Genomic DNA, 20,390 nt, shown 5'->3' with positions numbered 1-20,390 from the left:
CAACACTGAAACGCGTCGTTCGGGCCTGCGTTTACAGCGACATTTCGAACGCCGGCCTGAGAAACTGTTCGATGGCCATCACGATCAGCCCCATCGCGCCCGACGCGAGCGTCAGCGTGCCGTACTCGTCGTAACGCGAGTCGTACAGGCACGCGATCACAAAGAGGATCGCGAGCAGGTTGGTCAGCCAGTCGAAATTGAGTGCAAGCAGCATTGAATGATCCGGGCTCGAGCCGATCGATCGGGTTCGTCATGAACCCGATCCAACATCGCCGATTCTAGCGATGCGAGCTTACGGATACGCAACAGCGGAGCTTACAGCGTGTGCGCTGGCCAACCTTCGCAAACCGCTTCGACACGCTTGCTTACGCGCTTGATTACGCGTCCTTCATCATGTCGTGCCCGATCCATTCGATGACTGACGTGTGCGTCGGCTGCCAGCCGAGCAGGGTGCGCGCGCGAGTGCCGCGCACGCGGCTGTTCGAGCCGAGTCCATACGACGCCATTTCATAGCCCCATTCGCCGATCGCCTGATCGAGCGGCCAGTCCTGTGCCGGGCCGAGATGCATCGCCTTCGCGATCGCATCCGTCATCTCGCGAAACGACGCCTCGCCGCTTTCGACGAAATAGAACGTGCCGGCAGGGCTCTTCTCGAGCGCGAGACGGTACAGCTCGACTACGTCGTCGATGAACACGTTCGACCAGATGTTGCCGCCGCTGCCCACGTGCCGCACGACGCCGCTCTTTTGCGCCTGACGCACGAGTCGCGGCAGTTGCACGCTCGCGCTGCCTTTCACGGCGCCGTGCCCGTAGATCAGCGTGTTGCACAGCACCGACGAGCGGACGCCGCGCTTCGCCGCGTCGAGCACGAGATTGTCGATCGCGACGCGCGCCGCCTTGTCGGCCGTCGGCTCGGGCAGCGTGTCTTCCGTGTAGATCTTCGCGTCGCCGCGCTCGCCGCCCGACGCATCGCCGACGATGCTCGAACCGCTCGTATGCAGGAAAGGCTTGTTCGAGCCTGCGAGCGCGTCGATCAGCGCTTGAACCGCGCCGCGATGGTCGCTGCTCGCCGCGTTGATGACGGCGTCGGCGGCTTGCGCCTGCGCGATGAGCAGATCGCGGTCGTCGAGCGTGCCGACGACGGGCTCGATGCCGAGGCGTTTCAGTTCGGCCGCATGTTCCGGATTACGGATCAGACCCGTCACGCGATGCCCCGCGCGCACGAGACCCGCTGCAATCGATCCGCCGATAAAGCCGCTCGCGCCAGTGATGAAAATGTTCAAGACGTTCTCCTTCGCTAGAGAAAACTTCGATGACGTCAGTATGGCGGCGAGCGAGTCTTGCAAAAACCGCGTCAGTCTCAAATCAATTTTGAGCTGGAATCAAGAATCGAAGCGCGGTGTGAAGCAGGGCGAGCGCGCGGGGTCGGGTTTTTGTCCGCTTGCCAACCCGAAAATTGAACGTGTATATACAAGTTATCGGCTCGCACCCAGGCGGCTGCGGCGAACCCGGCCCGGTAGAGGCGGCAGGCCAGATGCGCGGAAAACTGCCAGAACCATGCCAGCCAGCGCGCTCCGCCTAATGGAAACCCCTTACGCCAACTCGCGAAATTTGAGTTGTATATACAAGCTGGCGCCGCTACACTTTCTCGAAATTGTATAGACAGGAACTCACATCATGATCCTTACGCCCGGCTCCCTGACCCTGACCCAACTGCGCCAGATCGCACGCGAACAGGTCACCCTCGAACTCGATCCCGCGAGCTTCGCCGCTATCGACGCCTGCGCTCAAGCCGTCGCGGACATCGCCGCGAAGGGCGAGCCGGCGTACGGCATCAACACGGGCTTCGGCCGTCTGGCTAGCACGCATATTCCGCACGACCAGCTCGAACTGCTGCAACGCAATCTGGTGCTCTCGCACGCTGTCGGCGTGGGCGAGCCGATGTCGCAGCCAGTCGTGCGTCTCCTGATGGCGCTGAAGCTGTCGAGCCTCGGCCGCGGCCACTCGGGCATTCGCCGCGAAGTGATGGAAGCGCTGATCAAGCTGTTCAACGCCGACGTGCTGCCTGTGATCCCCGTGAAGGGTTCCGTCGGCGCATCGGGCGACCTCGCGCCGCTCGCGCATATGTCGGCCGTGCTGCTCGGCGTCGGCGAAGTGTTCGCGAAGGGCGAGCGCGTCGCGGCGACGGAAGGTCTGCGTCTCGTCGGCCTCAAGCCGATGACGCTGCAAGCGAAGGAAGGCCTCGCGCTGCTGAACGGCACGCAGGCTTCGACGGCGCTCGCGCTGTACAACATGTTCGCGATCGAAGACCTGTATCGCACGGGCCTCGTCGCCGGCGCATTGTCTGTCGATGCTGCCGCCGGTTCCGTCAAGCCGTTCGATGCGCGCATCCACGAACTGCGCGGTCATCAAGGCCAGATCGATGCAGCCGGGTCGTATCGCGCGCTGCTCGACGGTTCGGCGATCAATCTGTCGCACCGCGATTGCGGCAAGGTTCAAGACCCGTACAGCCTGCGCTGCCAGCCGCAAGTGATGGGCGCGTGCCTCGACCAGATGCGCGCCGCCGCGCAAGTGCTGCTCGTCGAAGCGAACGCCGTGTCGGACAACCCGCTGATTTTCCCGGATACGGGCGAAGTGCTGTCGGGCGGCAACTTCCACGCCGAGCCCGTCGCGTTCGCCGCCGACAACCTCGCGCTCGCCGCATCGGAAATCGGCGCGCTCGCCGAACGCCGCATCGCGCTGCTGATCGACGCGACGCTGTCGGGTCTGCCGCCGTTCCTCGTCAAGGATGGCGGCGTGAACTCCGGCTTCATGATCGCGCACGTCACGGCGGCCGCGCTCGCATCGGAGAACAAGACGCTGGCGCATCCGGCATCCGTCGATTCGCTGCCCACGTCGGCGAACCAGGAAGACCACGTGTCGATGGCGACGTTCGCCGCGCGCAAGCTCGCCGATATCGCCGACAACACCGCGAACATTCTGTCGATCGAACTGCTGGCCGCCGCGCAAGGCGTCGATCTGCGCGCGCCGCACAAGACGAGCCCGGCGCTGCAAAAGGTGATGGACACGGTGCGCGCCGAAGTGGCGCACTACGAGCTCGACCACTACTTCGCGCCCGACATCGCCGCAATCACGAAGCTCGTGCAGGACGGCACGATCGCGAAGCACAGCCCGTTCTCGTTCATTTCCGAGCAACGTTAAACCTCACGGCACAGCCAAGGCAGCGCGACCGAGATGCCCAGCATGAACGCACCCGCCTATCAGGGAATCAAGGACTTCATCCTCGCCCGCATTCACGCGGGCGAATGGAGCGAAGGCCATCAGGTTCCATCGGAGAACGAGCTTGCACGCGAATTCAACGTCGCGCGCATGACGGTCAACCGCGCGCTGCGCGAGCTGACAGCCGAACAGGTGCTCACGCGCGTTCAGGGTTCGGGTACGTTCGTCGCGCGGCCGAAGTACGAATCGACGCTGGTCGCGATCCGCAGCATTTCGGATGAGATCGTCGCGCGCGGTCATCGTTATCACGCGGTTGTGCTGCATGTCGGCGCCGCGATCGCCGACGAAGAACTCGCCGCCGAAATGCAGATGAGCGCGGGCAACCCGATCTTTCATTCGCGCGTGCTGCACTTCGAGAACGACGAACCCGTGCAACTCGAAGAACGCTGGGTCAATCCCGCCGTCGCACCCGAGTACGCGTTGCAGGACTTCACCAACACGACGCCTAACCAGTATCTGGTGCGCGTCGCGCCGCTGCAGCGCGTCGAGTACCGCATCGAAGCATCCGCGCCGGATGCCGACGACCGTCGGCTTCTGACGATGGACGACGCCGAACCTTGCCTCGTGCTGCACCGTCGCACGTGGTCGCAAGGAGTGGTCGCTTCGGTGGCCAATCTCTGGCACCCCGGCAACCGTTACCGGTTCACCGGCCACTTCTGATCTCTGATTTCGTTTGAGTTCAAGCTCAAGTTCTATCTTCGACTTCGCTTCCGAGGGCAACATGAACAACCCGAAACACATCGACCCGCGTCTCGACCCGTCCCGCACGATCCGCGCACCGCGCGGCAGCGAGAAAACCTGCAAGACCTGGATCGCGGAAGCCGCGTACCGCATGATCCAGAACAACCTGGACCCGGAAGTCGCCGAGCATCCGCATGCGCTCGTCGTGTACGGCGGCATTGGCCGTGCGGCGCGCAACTGGGACTGCTACGACCAGATCCTCGCGTCGCTGAAGAATCTCGAAGAGAACGAAACGCTGCTGATTCAATCGGGCAAGCCCGTCGGCGTGTTCCGCACGCACGCCGATGCACCGCGCGTGCTGCTCGCGAATTCGAATCTCGTGCCGCACTGGGCGAACTGGGATCACTTCCACGAACTCGACCGCAAGGGCCTGATGATGTACGGCCAGATGACGGCGGGCAGCTGGATCTACATCGGGTCGCAAGGCATCGTGCAGGGCACGTATGAGACGTTCTTCTCGGTGGCGAACCAGCACTTCAACGGCGATCCGAAGGGCCGCTGGATTTTGACGGGCGGTCTCGGCGGCATGGGCGGCGCGCAGCCGCTCGCGGCGACGATGGCAGGCTTCTCGATGATCGCCGTCGAATGCGACGAAACGCGTATCGACTTCCGTCTGAAGACGCGTTACGTCGACAAGAAGGCGAAGACGCTCGACGAAGCGCTCGCGATGATCGACGAAGCGAAGAAGACGGGCAACCCGGTTTCCATCGGTCTGCTCGGCAATGCCGCCGACGTGTTCGCAGAACTCGTTGCACGCAATATCACGCCGGACTGCGTGACCGACCAGACGAGCGCACACGATCCCATTCACGGCTATCTGCCGCAGGGCTGGAAGATCGAAGACTGGCGCGAACGCATGAAGACGGACCCGCAGAGCATCGTGACGCCCGCCAAGCAGTCGATGGCGAAGCAGGTTCAGGCGATGCTCACGCTGCAGGAACGCGGCGCCGCGACGCTCGACTACGGCAACAACATCCGTCAGATGGCGCTGGAAATGGGCGTGCAGAACGCGTTCGATTTCCCCGGCTTCGTGCCCGCGTATATCCGTCCGCTGTTCTGCGAAGGCAAGGGCCCGTTCCGCTGGGTCGCGCTGTCGGGCGATCCCGAGGACATCTACAAGACGGACCAGAAGGTCAAGGAACTGATCCCCGACGATCCGCACCTGCACAACTGGCTCGACATGGCGCGCGAGCGCATCGCGTTCCAGGGCTTGCCGGCGCGTATCTGCTGGGTCGGCGTGAAGGATCGCTATCGTCTGGGCCAGGCGTTCAACGAGATGGTCAAGAAGGGCGAACTGAAGGCGCCGATCGTGATCGGCCGCGATCACCTCGATACGGGTTCGGTCGCGAGCCCGAACCGCGAAACGGAATCGATGAAGGACGGTTCGGACGCCGTCAGCGACTGGCCGCTGCTCAACGCACTGCTGAACACGGCAGGCGGCGCATCGTGGGTCTCGCTGCATCATGGCGGCGGCGTCGGCATGGGCTTCTCGCAGCACTCGGGCGTCGTGATCGTCGCCGATGGCTCGGACGCCGCGCATGAACGCCTCGGCCGCGTGCTGTTCAACGATCCCGCGACGGGCGTGATGCGTCACGCGGACGCCGGCTACGAACTCGCGCAATCGACCGCGCGCGAAGCCGGTCTCAACCTGCCGATGCTGGGCCGCTGAGCGTGACGATGAGCGTGACCAACACAACGCTCATTCGCGGCGCGGATCTCGTGGCGTCGCCGTGGAAAAACGGCGGCGGCGTCACGCGCGAAGTCGCCGCGTTTCCCGAAGGCGCGGCGCTCGATGCATTCGTGTGGCGCGTGAGCGTCGCCGATGTCGGGCAGGCCGGTCCGTTCTCGCGCTTCGCGGGTATCGACCGGACGCTCGCGTTGTTGTCGGGCGCGGGCATGCTGCTCGATGAAGCGGGCGGTGTTACGCATGCATTGCGCGAGCCGCTGGCTATCGCGCGCTTCGCAGGCGAGACGGCGATCGATGCGCGTCTCGTCGACGGCGCGACGCGCGATTTCAATCTGATGGTGCGGCGTGGCGCGGCAACGGGCGATGTCGACGTGTGGCGCGATGCTCACAGCGCACAGCTCGATGCCAACGTCGTGCTGCTGTTCTGCGCGCAAGGCGAGTTGCATGTCACGACGGGCGACGGCGCATCGGAACGCACAACGACGCTCGTGACGAACGACACCTTGCGCATCGACAACGCACGCGCGCTTGCCTGCGACGTCAAAGGAACAGGCGCATTGCTCGCCGTCACGATCCGCTACACGGAACCACCGCAAGCCTGAACGCTTGCTCACCACACAGACAGCCCTGCCATGAAGCAAACCGTCTGGAACCATCTGAAGCTCTGCCCGCAGGGCGATCCCAATCAAACGATCGACGACGCCGCGATCGCCGTCGAGAACGGCCACATCGCGTGGCTCGGCGCTGCGCGCGAATTGCCCACGCAGTACGCCGCGTGGCCGCGCGAAGACCTCGGCGGCGCGTGGGTGACGCCCGGTCTCGTCGATTGCCATACGCATCTCGTGTACGGCGGCCAACGCGCCGATGAATTCGCGCAGCGTCTCGCGGGCGTCAGCTACGAAGAGATCGCGAAGCAGGGCGGCGGAATTGTCTCGACGGTGCGCGCGACGCGTGCCGCCGACGAAGCGTCGCTGTTCGCGCAATCGGCGGCGCGCCTTGAAGCGATGCTCGCCGAAGGCGTCACCGCCATCGAAATCAAATCCGGCTACGGGCTCGATCTGCAAAGCGAGCGCAAGATGCTGCGCGTCGCGCGTCAGCTCGGCGAGCGTTATCCCGTGACGGTGTACACGACGTTTCTCGGCGCGCATGCATTGCCGCCGGAATTCGCGGGCCGCGCCGACGATTACATCGACGAAGTGTGCGAGCGCATGCTGCCCGCACTCGCCGACGAAGGACTCGTCGATGCCGTCGACGTGTTTTGCGAGCGCATCGGCTTTTCGCTCGAGCAGAGCGAGCGCGTGTTCAATGCGGCGGCGCGTCGTGGGTTGCCTGTGAAGATGCACGCGGAGCAACTGTCGAACGCGGGCGGCACGGCGCTTGCCGCGCGGCATCGCGCATTGTCGGCGGATCACCTGGAGTTTCTCGACGAAGCGGGCGTCGTCGCGATGAAGGAATCGGGCACGGTCGCCGTGCTGTTGCCGGGCGCGTTCTACTTCATCCGCGAAACGCAGTTGCCGCCTGTCGACCTGCTGCGCCGCTACGGCGTGCCGATTGCGATTTCGACGGACAGCAATCCGGGCACGTCGCCCGCGACTTCGCTGCCGCTGATGATGAACATGGCGACGACGCTGTTCCGCATGACAGTGCCCGAAGTGCTGCAAGGCGTGACGCGTCACGCGGCGCAGGCGCTCGGCAAGGCGGACACGCACGGCACGCTTGCCGTGGGTCGCGCCGCCGACTTCGCGGTGTGGTCGGTGCAGTCGCTTGCGGAGCTTGCTTACTGGATCGGCCGGCCGCTGTGCGAGCGCGTCGTGCGCGGCGGCGAGACGGTCTTTACGCGGAATTGAACATGACTCAAGCCAATCAATCGCTGTTTGCCGATAACGCGTTTTTGCCCGAAGGCTGGCGGCAAAACGTGCTGCTGCAATGGGATGCTAGCGGCGCTCTAACGTCAGTCACGCCCGATACGCAAGCGCCCGCCGGCGTCGCGAGAGCGCACGGCCCGGTGTTGCCCGGCATGCCGAATCTGCACTCGCACGCATTTCAGCGCGCGATGGCGGGCCTCACCGAATACCGTGCAAATGCCGTCGACAGCTTCTGGAGCTGGCGCGACCTGATGTACCGCTTCGCGGCGCGCATCACGCCGGAAGGGCTGGCGTCGATTGCGCAATGGCTGTACATCGAAATGCTCAAGGCGGGCTACACGTCCGTCTGCGAATTTCATTACGTGCATCACATGCAGGACGGCCAGCGCTATGCGAACGAGGCCGAACTCGCGCAGCGCGTGGTCGATGCCGCGGGCGCGAGCGGCATCGGCATCACGATGCTGCCCGTGCTGTATCAGTATGCGGGCTTCGGTGCGCAGCCGCCGCGCGACGATCAGCGCCGCTTCATCAATACGCCCGACAGTCTGCTCGCGCTGCTCCATACGCTGCGCCGCGCGCGCCCCGAACATGGCGCGTTGCGCTATGGCGTAGCGCCCCATTCGCTGCGCGCGGTATCGAACGATTCGCTGCGCACGCTGCTGAATGGACTCGATGCGATGTCGCCAGGCGCGCCCGTGCATATCCATATCGCCGAACAGACAGCGGAAGTGGACGCCTGCATCGAAACGGAAGGCGCGCGGCCCGTGCAATGGCTGCTCGACCGTTTCGATGTCGATCAGCGCTGGTGCCTCGTGCACGCGACGCATATCGACGCGAATGAAACAGCGAACCTCGCGAAGAGCGGCGCGATTGCGGGCCTGTGCCTGACAACGGAAGCAAATCTCGGCGACGGTATTTTCCCCGCGCACGATTATCTGGAGCAACAGGGGCGCATCGGCGTCGGCAGCGATAGTCATATCGGCGTCGACTGGCGTGCGGAACTGCGCCTGCTCGAATACGGTCAACGTTTGTCGAGGCGTCAGCGCAACGTGCTCGCGTCGACGCAAACACCGCGTGTCGCGGACCGTCTCTATGCGGCGTCGCTGGAAGGCGGCGCGCTCGCGACGGGACGTGCTGTTGGCGCACTGAAGACGGGCGCGCGCGCCGATTTCATGGTGCTCGATGCGAATCATCCGAACATCGCGGAGCAGACGAGCGATGCGTGGCTGTCGGGCGCCGTGTTCTGCGAGCATGGCGAAACGCCTGTGCGCGACGTGTATGCGGGCGGCGCGAAGGTCGTCGACAATCGACGTCATCGCGACGAGGAGCACGCGTATGCGAACTATCGCGCGGCGCTTGCCGAACTGCTGAAGTAAAGCGCAAGGTACGCGCTACGACTCAACCTTGGGAAGCCCTGACGACATGACTGCCACTAACGATTTGCCTGTCTTCTCGCTGCATCGGGGAACGTTGCCGTTCCTGATTTCGATCCCGCATCTGGGCACGCGCATTCCCGCCGATATCGCCGCGCAGATGACGGACGTCGCCACGCGCACCGACGATTGCGACTGGCATCTCGACCGCCTTTATGCGTTTGCGAAACGCATGGGCGCATCGATTCTCGCGCCCACGTACGCGCGCTACGTGATCGACCTGAACCGTCCGCCCGATGGCGCAAATCTCTATCCGGGACAGGACACGACAGGCCTGCTGCCCGTCGATACCTTCGACAAGGAGCCGCTCTATCGCGACGGCTGTCTGCCCGACGATGCCGAAGTCGCACGGCGTCGCGATCTGTACTGGCAGCCGTATCACGAAGCGTTGCAGGGGGAACTGGCCGCATTGAAGGCGCAGCATGGCAAGGTGCTGCTGTGGGAAGCGCATTCGATCCGCTCGCACGTGCCGCGTTTCTTCGACGGTCGTTTGCCCGACTTCAACTTCGGCACGTCGAACGGCGAGAGCGCAGTGGCAGGACTCGCCGAAGCGCTGGCGAAAATCGTCGAAGAACATGGCGGCTATACGGCCGTCGCGAACGGACGCTTCAAGGGCGGCTATATCACGCGCCACTACGGCCAGCGTGAACAGGGCGTGCATGCGGTGCAGCTGGAGCTGTCGCAGATCACGTATATGCAGGAGCAGATGCCGTACGCGTACGACGAAGCGCTCGCGACGAAGATCGAACCGCTGCTGGAAAAGCTCGTGAAGACGGCGCTCAATCGCGTCGCTTCTGCCTGAACACGGCCACACAGAAGCGTATCTAAACGGAGCATGCGCGCGCGGACATCGCGCTCCGCGCGTCCTCCGCATGCTCCGTTGCCACCGCACATGGAACGCAACGTCCCATGCGGGGTCAATTCATCAGTGAAGTGCACACGCGCTGCGATGCGCGCCAGTGTTGTCTTTGTGCTGCATCCGCCGTGCGAATCTGGTTGCGCGCCGCGTAGCGATGCGTCTATCTTTGTCGGACGCGGCGCACGGGCATGCGCCTTGCGGCGCGTGCGGCCCGCTCGATGCAGGTACAGAGGCACACAGGCGCCAGCAGCAAGACTGATGAAGGAAGACCCAGCGATGGAATATTCCGACGAATCCCTGCTACCCATCTGGCGGGCCAATCTTGGCCTGCTGACGCGCGACGTCGGTGCGGCCGCGCGGCTCGCGCGGATGATGACTTTCTCCGCGTCGTATCTGAAGCTGATGCTCGCCGGCCAGCGCGACTTCAGCGAAGAATTCGTGCGTGGCGTCGAAGCTGTGACAGGGCTGCCGGGCGGCTGGATGGATGCGCCGCACGAGGCGTCCGACGTCCCCGGTAACGCGCGCGACGCAATCGACAACGAAGCGCCGCTCGCGCGCTTTCGCGGCACCGCGCATCCTGTGCGCAAGAAGTCAGTGTTGCGTCCGCCCGAACCGATCTTCGGCCAGCAGCCGCAGCGCCGTCCCGAAGACGATGTGCTCGAAGCCGAACTGCATCGGCGGCAGGCGTATTTCCGCAAGGTGCGCGATCTCGCCGTGCAGGAAGTGCGGCGCTTCGAGCGTTCGCTTACGCATCCGCCCGTGGAGTTTGCATCGGTGCGCGCGAAAGTCGAAGACGTGCTGTCGGCAGCGGAACTCGACGATCCGATCACGGCCGATCTCGCGGGCCGTCTCGAACAGATCGACAAGCATCGGATCATGCTGTTGCGTCACACCGAGCGGCTGCATGCGTTGCTCGTGCAACTGGGCGAAGAGGGTTGAGCATCGGGATATCGCGCGGGGCTCAGTCCCGCAGTTCGCTGAGAATCTGTTCAGCGAGATAGTCGCAAGGCGGCCGGTTCGAGCGTGCGCTGCGCGCGAGGATGATCTCCAGTTCAGGCAGTTTCGGCAGACCATGCTGGCGCCCCAGCGTGACGAAGCGCTCGGGCACCGCGCAGCGCGCGAGCGGCGCAACCGCGAGACCCGCATCGACCATGCTGAACAGGCCCATCAGACTCGGGCTCTCATACGACGTGCGATACGCGATCTTCGCGCGTTCGAGCGTCTGGATCGCATTCGCGCGCGCAACACTGCCGACACCGAACAGCGCAATCGGCAGCGGCCGCTCCTTCCACACTTCACGTCCCGCCGTGGACGTGCCCGCCCAGACCATCGGTTCGAGCCGGATGAATTCGCCCGCCAGGCCCTTCACACGCGTGACGCACGCGAGGTCGATCTTGTTGTCCTTCAGAAGCGGCGCGAGCGCATTGCTCGGCAAGCTGACCACCTGAATTTCGACCTTCGGATACGTCGCCGAGAAGGTGCGCAGCACGGACGGCAGCAGCGACGACGCGTAATCGTCCGGCACGCCGATCGCCACGCGACCTGTCACTTCGGGATGCACGACAGACGCCCACGCTTCGTCGCGCAGCGCGAGCATGCGGCGCGCGTAGCTGAGCATCACCTGGCCGTCCTGCGTGAGCGTGACGCTGCGCGGCCCGCGCACGAAAAGCGGCTTGCCGAGCGCCGTTTCGAGCGAGCGGATCTGCATGCTCAGCGCCGATTGCGAACGATGCACGAGCGCTGCGCCGCGCACGAAACTGCCCGTGTCGGCGATGGCGACGAACATCGCGAGCACGTCGAGATCGAGGGCTTTCATCCGTATCTGCGCTATCAGAAATATTGATCGAAATGTTCAATATAACGCGTTTGTCTGAACTCGGGGGCGGCTGCATACTAGGTTTCATACGCTGGCTTCATACCGAACTTCAAACGGGGACCTCATGACCACGCCGACCACCTACGACGAATTCAAACAGCTTGCGATGCGGCTCGACATGTCGCGCGGCAAGCCGTCGCCCGAACAGTTGGACCTGTCGCGCGCGCTGCTCGACGAAGCGGGTACGGCAGGCTTCATGTCGCGCGACGGCATCGACTGCCGCAACTATGGGCATCTGCCTGGCTTGCCCGAGGCGCGCGAACTGGGCGCGCAACTGCTCGACGTCGACCCGGCGCAAGTGGTTGCAGCAGGCAATTCGAGCCTCGAACTGATGCACGATGCGCTCGCGTTCGCGATGCTCTACGGCATGCCCGGCGATGCGCCGTGGAGCAAGCAGGGCGAGGTCGCGTTTCTGTGTCCCGTGCCGGGTTACGACCGGCACTTCGCGATCTGCGAGGCGCTCGGCATCCGCATGATTCCCGTGCCGACGACGCAGGACGGCCCAGATATGGACGTCGTGGAAGCGCATGTGAAGAGCGATGCGTCGATCAAGGGCATCTGGTGCATGCCGCTCTACAGCAACCCGAGCGGCGCAATCTGGTCGCGCGAAACGATCGAACGTCTGGCCGCGATGCCCGCCGCCGCGTCCGATTTCCGGCTCTTCTGGGACGATGCCTATCGCTTTCATCATTTGACGGACACGCTGCATACGACACCCAACATCGTCGAACTGTGCGAACGGGCGGGGCATGCGGATCGCGCGCTCGTGTTCGCGTCGCTGTCGAAGGTGACGGTGGCGGGCGGCAGCATCGCGTTTCTGGCGTCGTCGGCGCGCAATGTCGGCTGGTGGCAGAAGCACATGGGCGTGCGCACGATCGGTCCCGACAAGCTGAACCAGTTGCGCCATCTGCGTTATCTGCGCGATCGCGCCGGTCTCGAACGTTTGATGGCGCAACATCGCGCGCTGCTGCGGCCGAAGTTCGACGCGGTGGTGGCTGCCTTCGAAGCGCTGCTCGCGGACGTGCCCGATGTGTCGTGGAATCGTCCGGAGGGCGGCTATTTCATCAGCCTCTATGTGCCGAAGGGCTATGCGAAACGCACGGTCGCGCTGGCAGCGGAAGCGGGGCTCGTGCTGACGCCGGCAGGCGCCGCATATCCGTACGGACGCGACGAAGAAGACCGCCATCTGCGTATCGCGCCGACCTTCCCATCGCTCGATGAAGTGAAGCTCGCGGCGCGCGGCATCGCGCTTTCGTTGCTTCGCGCGCTCGAAGAAACGGCGCGCTGACAGCGGAACGGGCGCGGAAGCATACGTAGAAGCGAACGTAGAAGCGGGCGCAACAAACCGTAATACCGTGCGGTGCAGCGGTGCTCGCCACACGCGGGCGTTTTGCGGTAAAAGAAAAGGATGACCGACCGCGCCCGCATCATTCCGCTGATCGTTGCCTGTCCGCTGTTCCTGCAAAACCTCGATACGTCGATCATGGCGACCGCGCTGCCTTCCATCGCGCGCTCGCTCGGCGTCGAGGCGCTGCATCTGAATCTCGCGATCACTTCCTATCTGCTCAGTCTCGCCGTGTTCCTGCCGGCGAGCGGCTGGCTTGCCGACCGCTTCGGCGCACGCCGCGTGTTCTGCTCGGCGATCGGCCTGTTTTCAGTGGCTTCGGCGTTATGCGGCATCGCGACGTCGCTGCCGCAGCTCGTCGTGTTTCGCGTGTTGCAGGGCATGGGCGGCGCGATGATGGTGCCCGTCGGGCGGCTGATCCTGCTGCGCAGCGTGCCGCCCGCGCGGATGGTCGCGGCGATGGTGTGGTTCACGGTGCCGGGCGCCGTGGGGCGGCTGGCCGGGCCGTTGCTCGGCGGGGCTGTGGTCACGATCACGTCGTGGCGCTGGATCTTTTTGCTGAACGTGCCGTTCGGCGTGATCGGCGTGTTGTGCGCACTGGCCTTCATCGACGACACGCACGAAGCGATCGACGAGCGCTTCGATCTGCCTGGCTTCGTCCTGCTGTCGACGGGGCTCGTCGGTCTGGTCGGCGGTCTCGATACGGCGGGGCGCGGGCTCGTGCCGCCGTGGGTGACTTTCGCGTTCACGGGCACGGGCGCGCTGTCGATGCTGCTGTACTGGCTGTATAGCCGCCGTCACGCCGACGCGATCATCGATCCCTTGCTGCTGCGCTTCAAGGCGTACCGGACGGCCGTGCTCGGCGGGATGCCGCTGCGCATCGGCATCGGCGCGTCGCCGTTTCTGATGCCGTTGATGCTGCAACTCGGCTTCGGCCTGTCGCCGCTCACGTCGGGGTCGCTGAGCGTCGCGACGGCGGTGGGCTCGCTCGCCGTGCGTGCCGTGATGGGCACGGCGATCCGGCGCATCGGCTTTCGCACGGTGCTGATCGTCGCGACCTGCATGACGGGCTGCTTCTACGCGTGCTACGGGCTCTTCACGCCCAACACGCCGCATCTGCTGATCTTCTGCGTGCTGCTGGTGGGCGGCCTGTTCAATTCGCTCGCGATGGTCACGCTCAACACGCTCGGCTACTCCGACATGCCCAAGCCGCGGATGAGCCGCGCGACGGCGCTCTCGGGCATGGCGCAGCAACTGTCGGTGAGTCTCGGCGTCGCGTTCGGCGCGTCGCTGCTCGCGCTGACGGCGCATCTGCACGGCGGCAGCGCCGCGCACCTCACCGCGCGCGATTTCTCGCCGGCGTTCTTCGTGGTCGGCGGGGCCGTGTTGTGCTCGCTGTTCTTCTTCGTGAAGCTGTCGAAGGACGAGGGCGCGGAACTGCGGCAGCGATCATGAGCCCGCTCAGCCGCGCCTGCGCCGCGCGACGAACTCGCCTTCCAGATTCCACGTGACGCCGTCCGGCGCGAGCGCGACGCCCGTCCAGCGGAACGCGTCGTCGGTGATATCGGTGAAATTCCAGCGGATCGGCGTGCCGTCCGCATGCGTGCCGATCTGCACGATATCGCGGCCGATTTTCCGGCCGACCAGTTCGTCGCGCTGGCCGATCGCCGGATTGATGTAGGTGACGCGCCACGCTTCGATCGAAGCGTCCCACACGCGCAGCGTCGTGCCGTACATGTCGAAGCCAGGCTCGCGCGACGCGTTGCGATCCGCGCGGCGCGGCATGATCCACACGTCCTGCACGGCGCGGCCTTCGAGCGCCCAGCCGAAGTGAATCTCGCCCGTCAGGTGCCGCTCGCGCACGTCGACGCGATAGTGCAGCACGTCCATGTCCCAGCTGCCGATGAGCCAGCCGTAGAGGTCATGCGCGGCGTCGATGTCGGCTGCGCGGCCAGGCGCGCCGAGTGCTGCATGAAACCCGCGGGCGAGACCTTGATCCAATGCATTCATTGAACGTTGCTCCTTGTGCTGAAGTCGATTGAAAGGGAGGCGGGTGTATCGTGCCGCGCCCGCCGACGTTGTGATAAAACGAGCATACGAATCCCGCGAGGTGACATCTTGGGAAAAATTGCCGTCGAACTCGAAGCCGCGCTGGCACGCCGCGACGCGCTGGGCATGCCCGGCAACACGCAGATGCGCACGATCGCGGCGGGCGACGGCTGGCAGGTGACGGACGTGCTGTGCACCTTCGGCCCGCGCGACCGGCCGTTCGAGGAACGGCACGCGGGCGTGTGCATCGCGATGGTGGCGGCGGGCGCGTTCGGCTATCGCTCGGCAGCAGGGCGCGAACTGCTCACGCCCGGCTCGCTGCTGCTCGGTAACGCGGGCGAATGCTTCGAGTGTGGCCATCGGCATGCGCCTGGCGACCGCTGCGTGTCGTTTCACTATCAGCCTGCGTACTTCGAACGGCTTGCCGCCGACATGGGTTTGTCTCGCGCCGAGGCATCGTTTCGACACGGCCGTATGCCGCCGCTGCGTGCGTTTTCGGGGTTGATCGCGCGCGCTTGCAGCGGCGCGGCGCATGATGCGTCCGATGCCGCATGGGACGAACTTGCCGTCGAACTCGCCGACACCACGTTGCGCGCGACCCAACCCGATGCGAAGCGCCATGCCGCATCGACGAGCGCGAGCGCGTGGTCGCGCGTGACGCAGGCCGCGCGCCTGATCGACGAAACGCCCGATGCGCCGCATACGCTCGCGCGTCTCGCGCAATTGTGCGGCCTGTCCGATTTCTACTTTTTGCGCACATTCGAGCGCGTCACGGGCGTGACGCCGCATCAATACGTGCTGCGCGCGCGGCTGCGTCACGCGGCGTTAGGTCTCGTCGATGAAGACGTGAAGATTGTCGATATCGCGCTCGATAGCGGCTTTAACGATGTGTCCAATTTCAATCACGCATTTCGCGCCGAATTCGGCATGAGCCCGCGCGCGTGGCGCACGCAGCGCGGCGCACGCCGTCGCGCGGTGCGCAACGCATGAGCCGGCACGTGCACCGCCTGCGCGCGGCGGCCATGTTGCCGCTGATCGTCTGCGCATGCGGCGCGGCGTCCATGCATGCGCAGGAACGCGTGGCGACCGACGACATTCCGCCGTCGACGATCGAGCGCGACGTCCATCTGTTCGTCGTGCAGAAGGACGGCTCGATCGAGGAGCACGACGACACGATCCTGCGCGCGAACACGACGAGCGGTGTCGACGATATCGCGCAACGCTACGTGTGGTTCAACAAGGACATCGAGCAGGTGCAGCTGCTCGCGGCGGAGACGATCGATCGCGACGGCGTCGCGCATCCTGTCGGGCCGGACGGCATCCGCGACGTGCAGGAGCCGCGCTCGGCGGGCGCGCCGACGTTTCAGGACGGCGTGCTGCGCACGGTGATCTTTCCGGGCGTCGAACCGGGATCGCGCGTGCATCTCGCGTTTCGCAAGACGCGCTCGATACCGCTGCAAGGCGGCACGTTTGCGTATTTCGTCGAGCCCACGCGCGGTCCTGTCGATATGCAGCAGCTGATTTTCGATCTGCCCGCCGACGTACCGCTTTATGCCGACGCACGCGGCTATGTCGCGTTGCCGCCCGTTACGGAGAATGGTCGCACGCGCTACACGTTCGAGTATCGGCATGGACCGTATGCGCCCATCGAAGCGGGGGCAGTCGGCTACGCGACGTGGGGCGACCGGCTGATGGTATCGACGACGCGCGATTTCGCGTCGTTTGCCGAGCGTTATCGCACGGCGGCGCAGGATCCGACGTGGCGCGATCCGGCGATCGCGCAGTTTGCGCAGGCGCTGACGGCGCACACCGACGACCCGCGCGAGAAGGCGCAGATTCTGTACGACTGGGTGCGCATGAACATCCGCTACGTCGCGCTGTTTCTCGGCGAGACGGCGGCTGTGCCGCACAAGGCCAGCGATATTCTGCGCAACCGTTATGGCGACTGCAAGGATCACGTCGCGCTGTTCGGCGCGATGCTCGCGGCCGTCGGCATCGACAGTCAGGCCGTGCTGCTCAATCTCGGGCCCATCTATACGCTGCCCGACGTGCCGGGCTACGGCGCAAGCGCGATCAATCACGCGATCACGTGGATTCCGTCGCTGAACCTGTACGCGGACACGACGGCGGGCGGTATCGGCTTCGGCTATCTGCCACCGAGCGCGATGGACCGTCCCGTGCTGCTCGTCGATGACGGCGTGCTCGCGCGCACGCCTCCCACTCAGGAGCGCGGCCGCAATGCGCGGCTGGCGATCGATATCGACGGGACGGGGACGGCGGCGTTCACGTATCGTGTGGAAGACGTGGGTGTGCCGGCTGAACTCGAGCGCAACGTGTTCCGACGTGCGACGCGGCAGCGCTGGCAGCAGATTGCCGCCGACCGGTTGCGGCAGACGGGGTTGCATGGGATTGCCCGGATGCAGCCGGGCGAGTTGACTTCGACTTCAGGGCCGTTTGCGATTGCGATGCAGGGGACGTTGGAGCATTTCACGTGGCCTGACGGGACGACCGCGTTGCCTGCGTTGACGAGTTTGTCGGGGGGGATTGCCACGCAGGTGCAGGCGTGGCTCGCTGAGCCGCAGCGGACGCAGCCGTGGGTTTGTATCGGGGGCGATTTCGATGAGACTTCGCAGATTACGCTACCCGATACCGTTCGCGTTACCGATATGCCTGTGGATGCTGTTGTGAAGGATCGGTTTTTTGACTATGCGTCGCATTATGTGTTTGATCCTTCTACTCGTGTTTTGCAGATTACGCGGCGGCTTCGCGCGCGGTTTGGGCATCAGGTTTGTAGCGTTGATGAGTTTGCGCAGGCGCAGGGTTCTCTTGTTCGGATTGAGCGCGATGCGTTGGCGCAGATCGTTGTGCGGGCTGGTTCTGCACGGTGACCTTTTTTTTCGCTGGCATCCGCGAATTCGTATCCGTGCTTCTTGCGTTGCCCCTGTGCGGGGCGGCACCTACTTTTCTTTGCAGCGGCAAAGAAAAGTAGGCAAAAGAAAGCCGCTTTTGAACCTCCGGTGCCCGCCAGGATAACGCTACGGCACACGGTCTTTGAGCTGTCGCGCAGCGACGCAAACACTCCGTAGAAAGCCCGCAGTCAGGCGCACGCGGCGCGAAAGATGACATCCACCTGGGGCACATTCGGTCAGCACGTTTTTTTGCCTTTGCCGTCGGTCTGATTACGGCGGTATGTGCTCCAAACTGTATGGGTTTTTCGCGCCGTGCGCGGTTGACTGCGGGCTTTCTACAGAGTGCGGACGTTGCTGCGCGATGGCTCAACTGCGGCATGCTGAAGCGCCATCCTGCCCGGCACCGGAGGTACAAAAGCGGCTTTCTTTTGCCTACTTTTCTTTGCCGCTGTGTAAAGACTGGAGACATAGCTGACAGGTGTACAGGGACATGGTTGACACTTTCGGGTAATCAAACGCCCGGATTCAACCATGCCCTGGGAAGCAAAAAACACCATGAATCTCCGCGAAGAATTCGTCAGCCTGGCCGCCACACAGGCTCTGTCATTCAGCGAGCTATGCCGGCGCTACCGGATCAGCCGCCAGACCGGCTACAAGTGGCTGGACCGTCACAAGGCCGAAGGCCCCGGCGGGCTGGCCGACCGCTCCCGACGCCCGCACCACAGCCCCCTGCGCTCACCTGAACACATCGAAGCGCGGGTGCTGGAACTGCGTCGCGAACATGGCTGGGGCGGACGCAAGATCGAACGGCGCCTGAAGGATCTGGGCGAGACTGAGGTGCCCGCGCCCGCCACGATCACCGAAATCCTGCGCCGCCACGGGCTCATCGATGAACAGGCGTCGCAGCAGCGCCAGCACTGGCAGCGCTTCGAGCACGCGCATCCGAACCTGCTGTGGCAGATGGACTTCAAGGGCGACGTCCAGACGCTGAAGGATGGGCGCTGCATGCCGCTGACGGTCATCGACGATCACTCGCGCTACAACCTCGTGCTCAGCGCCTGCTCGCGTACGACCACACAGGTCGTGCAGGCCGCGCTTGAGCGCGCGTTCCGCTGCTACGGGCTGCCTGCGCGCATCAACACCGACAACGGCGCGCCGTGGGGCTCGCCCAGCGCGCCGGGGCAGCTCACCGAACTCGCGGTCTGGCTGATCCGGCTGGGCATCCTGGTGAGCTACAGCCGGCCGTATCACCCGCAGACCAATGGCAAGGACGAACGGTTTCACCGCACGCTGAAGGCCGAAGTGCTGGACCGGCAGGCCTTCAGCACACATGCGCACATGCAGCAGGCACTGGATCGCTGGCGGCACGTGTACAACGTCGAACGTCCGCACGAGGCACTCGGGATGGCCACGCCCATTACCCGCTACGCGTGCAGCCTGCGCGCGATGCCCGGGCGGGTGCCCGAGCCCGAATACGGCTGTGGCGATGAAGTCTTACGGGTCAATGCCAGCGGCGTGGTGCGCCTGCGCGGCCAGAAACTGAAGCTGTCGATCGCGCTCAAGGGGCTGCAGGTAGCAGCCCGCATGAGCGAGAAGGAAGACGGGGTGATCGAGATCTGGTTCGCCCATCAGCGGGTCGCCAAACTTGACCTGAAGGCACCCAAACCCTGACCATCAGGTGTCAACGATGTCCCCGTACATGTGTCAACCATGTCTCCAGTCTGTACACCGCTGCAAAGAAAAGTAGGTGCCGCCCCGCACAGGGGCAACGCATGAAGCACCGCTACGAACTCGCGGATGCCAGCAAAACCACAAGGCAACTAAAAAGTCACTGCTCGCCCTGCATCCGCAGGATTTCATCCCTCAGCCGCAGCAACGGTTCCTTAACCTCTTCCTCGGCCCACGTATCGAGATCATCAATAGCCCGCTGACACCCATCAAGCACAACATCGAGATCAACAGGCACCCCATTCGCGATAGCGAACTGAATCGTCTCAGCAAACTGCTGACACTCATCCTCGCCATACGAGATATCGAGGTTATCGCCGATCACAACAGCGATATTGCTGCGCGCCTTATCGTCAGGCGTGACCATATCGATAATGCCTCGCGCGACAGCAGGCGAGTAATAAAGCGCGATATCGAGCCATTGCGCGGCGTCGAAGTCCGCTTCGCCGAATTGCGCTTCGAAGAATTCGATCGCTTCCTGCTCATGCGTCTCGTCTGCGTCGACGCTGATGCACAACTCTTCAAACTGCTCTTCACGTTCGCTGCGGATAGTGCCGTCCATCAATGCCTCTCTTGCCAGTGCCAGTAAAAATGCCGCGCAAAATACGCGCGGCAGGCA

At 64.3% G+C, this 20,390-nt stretch carries 18 protein-coding genes; 13 read left to right on the top strand and 5 right to left on the bottom strand.

Annotation, left to right across the window (positions count from 1 at the left end):
- Nucleotides 1-31: 31 nt before the first annotated feature.
- Together QEN71_RS23525 and QEN71_RS23520 are read right to left on the bottom strand one after the other, a co-directional pair.
- Complete coding sequence (locus QEN71_RS23525; protein ID WP_201662093.1) at nucleotides 32-214, bottom strand: hypothetical protein; 183 nt, start codon at nucleotides 212-214, stop codon at nucleotides 32-34.
- A gap of 163 nt (nucleotides 215-377) precedes the next feature.
- Nucleotides 378-1,283: an NAD-dependent epimerase/dehydratase family protein gene (locus QEN71_RS23520; RefSeq protein ID WP_201662091.1), complete on the bottom strand. Its 906-nt coding sequence runs from the start codon at nucleotides 1,281-1,283 to the stop codon at nucleotides 378-380.
- 394 nt (nucleotides 1,284-1,677) lie between these two features.
- Here QEN71_RS23520 and hutH point away from each other — a divergent pair, with 394 nt between their 5' ends.
- The 8 genes from hutH to QEN71_RS23480 all read left to right on the top strand — a co-directional run bounded on the left by hutH (nucleotide 1,678) and on the right by QEN71_RS23480 (nucleotide 10,803).
- Complete coding sequence (hutH, locus tag QEN71_RS23515) at nucleotides 1,678-3,201, top strand: histidine ammonia-lyase (protein ID WP_201662089.1); 1,524 nt, start codon at nucleotides 1,678-1,680, stop codon at nucleotides 3,199-3,201.
- Nucleotides 3,202-3,243: 42 nt separating this feature from the next.
- The gene (gene hutC / locus QEN71_RS23510) at nucleotides 3,244-3,939 is read left to right on the top strand and encodes a histidine utilization repressor (protein WP_201662087.1); all 696 of its coding nucleotides are present in this window, start codon (nucleotides 3,244-3,246) and stop codon (nucleotides 3,937-3,939) included.
- Nucleotides 3,940-4,000: 61 nt separating this feature from the next.
- Entirely contained in the window at nucleotides 4,001-5,689 is a 1,689-nt protein-coding gene (hutU, locus tag QEN71_RS23505) for a urocanate hydratase (protein ID WP_201662085.1), read from the top strand.
- An 8-nt stretch (nucleotides 5,690-5,697) separates the two neighbouring features.
- The gene (locus QEN71_RS23500; RefSeq protein WP_201662083.1) at nucleotides 5,698-6,309 is read left to right on the top strand and encodes a HutD/Ves family protein; all 612 of its coding nucleotides are present in this window, start codon (nucleotides 5,698-5,700) and stop codon (nucleotides 6,307-6,309) included.
- 30 nt (nucleotides 6,310-6,339) lie between these two features.
- On the top strand, nucleotides 6,340-7,554 hold the full coding sequence (gene hutI, locus QEN71_RS23495; protein WP_201662081.1) for an imidazolonepropionase: 1,215 nt from the start codon (nucleotides 6,340-6,342) through the stop codon (nucleotides 7,552-7,554).
- Between the two features lie 2 nt (nucleotides 7,555-7,556).
- Nucleotides 7,557-8,948, top strand: a complete 1,392-nt coding sequence (locus QEN71_RS23490; protein WP_201662078.1) for a formimidoylglutamate deiminase — start codon at nucleotides 7,557-7,559, stop codon at nucleotides 8,946-8,948.
- Between the two features lie 46 nt (nucleotides 8,949-8,994).
- Nucleotides 8,995-9,807 carry an N-formylglutamate deformylase gene (hutG, locus tag QEN71_RS23485; protein ID WP_201662075.1) on the top strand — a complete coding sequence of 271 codons (813 nt, stop codon included), beginning with the start codon at nucleotides 8,995-8,997 and terminating at the stop codon, nucleotides 9,805-9,807.
- Nucleotides 9,808-10,140: 333 nt separating this feature from the next.
- Entirely contained in the window at nucleotides 10,141-10,803 is a 663-nt protein-coding gene (locus tag QEN71_RS23480) for a hypothetical protein (protein WP_201662072.1), read from the top strand.
- Between the two features lie 22 nt (nucleotides 10,804-10,825).
- Here the strand turns inward: QEN71_RS23480 and QEN71_RS23475 are convergent, their stop codons facing one another.
- Nucleotides 10,826-11,680 (bottom strand): LysR substrate-binding domain-containing protein, encoded by an 855-nt coding sequence (locus tag QEN71_RS23475; RefSeq protein ID WP_201662069.1) that lies wholly within the window; start codon nucleotides 11,678-11,680, stop codon nucleotides 10,826-10,828.
- A 124-nt stretch (nucleotides 11,681-11,804) separates the two neighbouring features.
- On the opposite strand from QEN71_RS23475, the gene QEN71_RS23470 reads away from it, so the two are divergent.
- Together QEN71_RS23470 and QEN71_RS23465 are read left to right on the top strand one after the other, a co-directional pair.
- The gene (locus QEN71_RS23470) at nucleotides 11,805-13,028 is read left to right on the top strand and encodes an aminotransferase class I/II-fold pyridoxal phosphate-dependent enzyme (protein ID WP_201662066.1); all 1,224 of its coding nucleotides are present in this window, start codon (nucleotides 11,805-11,807) and stop codon (nucleotides 13,026-13,028) included.
- A 120-nt stretch (nucleotides 13,029-13,148) separates the two neighbouring features.
- On the top strand, nucleotides 13,149-14,540 hold the full coding sequence (locus QEN71_RS23465) for a DHA2 family efflux MFS transporter permease subunit (RefSeq protein WP_201662063.1): 1,392 nt from the start codon (nucleotides 13,149-13,151) through the stop codon (nucleotides 14,538-14,540).
- Between the two features lie 6 nt (nucleotides 14,541-14,546).
- Here the strand turns inward: QEN71_RS23465 and QEN71_RS23460 are convergent, their stop codons facing one another.
- The gene (locus QEN71_RS23460) at nucleotides 14,547-15,095 is read right to left on the bottom strand and encodes a hypothetical protein (RefSeq protein ID WP_201662060.1); all 549 of its coding nucleotides are present in this window, start codon (nucleotides 15,093-15,095) and stop codon (nucleotides 14,547-14,549) included.
- 108 nt (nucleotides 15,096-15,203) lie between these two features.
- Between QEN71_RS23460 and QEN71_RS23455 the strand changes: the two genes are divergently transcribed.
- The 3 genes from QEN71_RS23455 to QEN71_RS23445 all read left to right on the top strand — a co-directional run bounded on the left by QEN71_RS23455 (nucleotide 15,204) and on the right by QEN71_RS23445 (nucleotide 19,714).
- Nucleotides 15,204-16,124, top strand: a complete 921-nt coding sequence (locus QEN71_RS23455; protein WP_201662057.1) for a helix-turn-helix transcriptional regulator — start codon at nucleotides 15,204-15,206, stop codon at nucleotides 16,122-16,124.
- Complete coding sequence (locus tag QEN71_RS23450) at nucleotides 16,121-18,022, top strand: DUF3857 domain-containing transglutaminase family protein (RefSeq protein WP_201662053.1); 1,902 nt, start codon at nucleotides 16,121-16,123, stop codon at nucleotides 18,020-18,022. The genes QEN71_RS23455 and QEN71_RS23450 overlap by 4 nt, the downstream gene beginning before the upstream one ends.
- 552 nt (nucleotides 18,023-18,574) lie before the next feature.
- Complete coding sequence (locus QEN71_RS23445; RefSeq protein ID WP_201654201.1) at nucleotides 18,575-19,714, top strand: IS481 family transposase; 1,140 nt, start codon at nucleotides 18,575-18,577, stop codon at nucleotides 19,712-19,714.
- Nucleotides 19,715-19,871: 157 nt separating this feature from the next.
- On the opposite strand, the gene QEN71_RS23440 is transcribed toward QEN71_RS23445, so the two are convergent.
- On the bottom strand, nucleotides 19,872-20,333 hold the full coding sequence (locus QEN71_RS23440; protein WP_201657513.1) for a hypothetical protein: 462 nt from the start codon (nucleotides 20,331-20,333) through the stop codon (nucleotides 19,872-19,874).
- Between the last annotated feature and the right edge of the window lie 57 nt (nucleotides 20,334-20,390).

Origin of the sequence: Paraburkholderia sabiae, assembly GCF_030412785.1 — a bacterium.
Taxonomy (GTDB): domain Bacteria; phylum Pseudomonadota; class Gammaproteobacteria; order Burkholderiales; family Burkholderiaceae; genus Paraburkholderia; species Paraburkholderia sabiae.
Note: the sequence above shows the minus strand (reverse complement) of the source record. Positions and strands in the feature narration are given on the sequence as shown.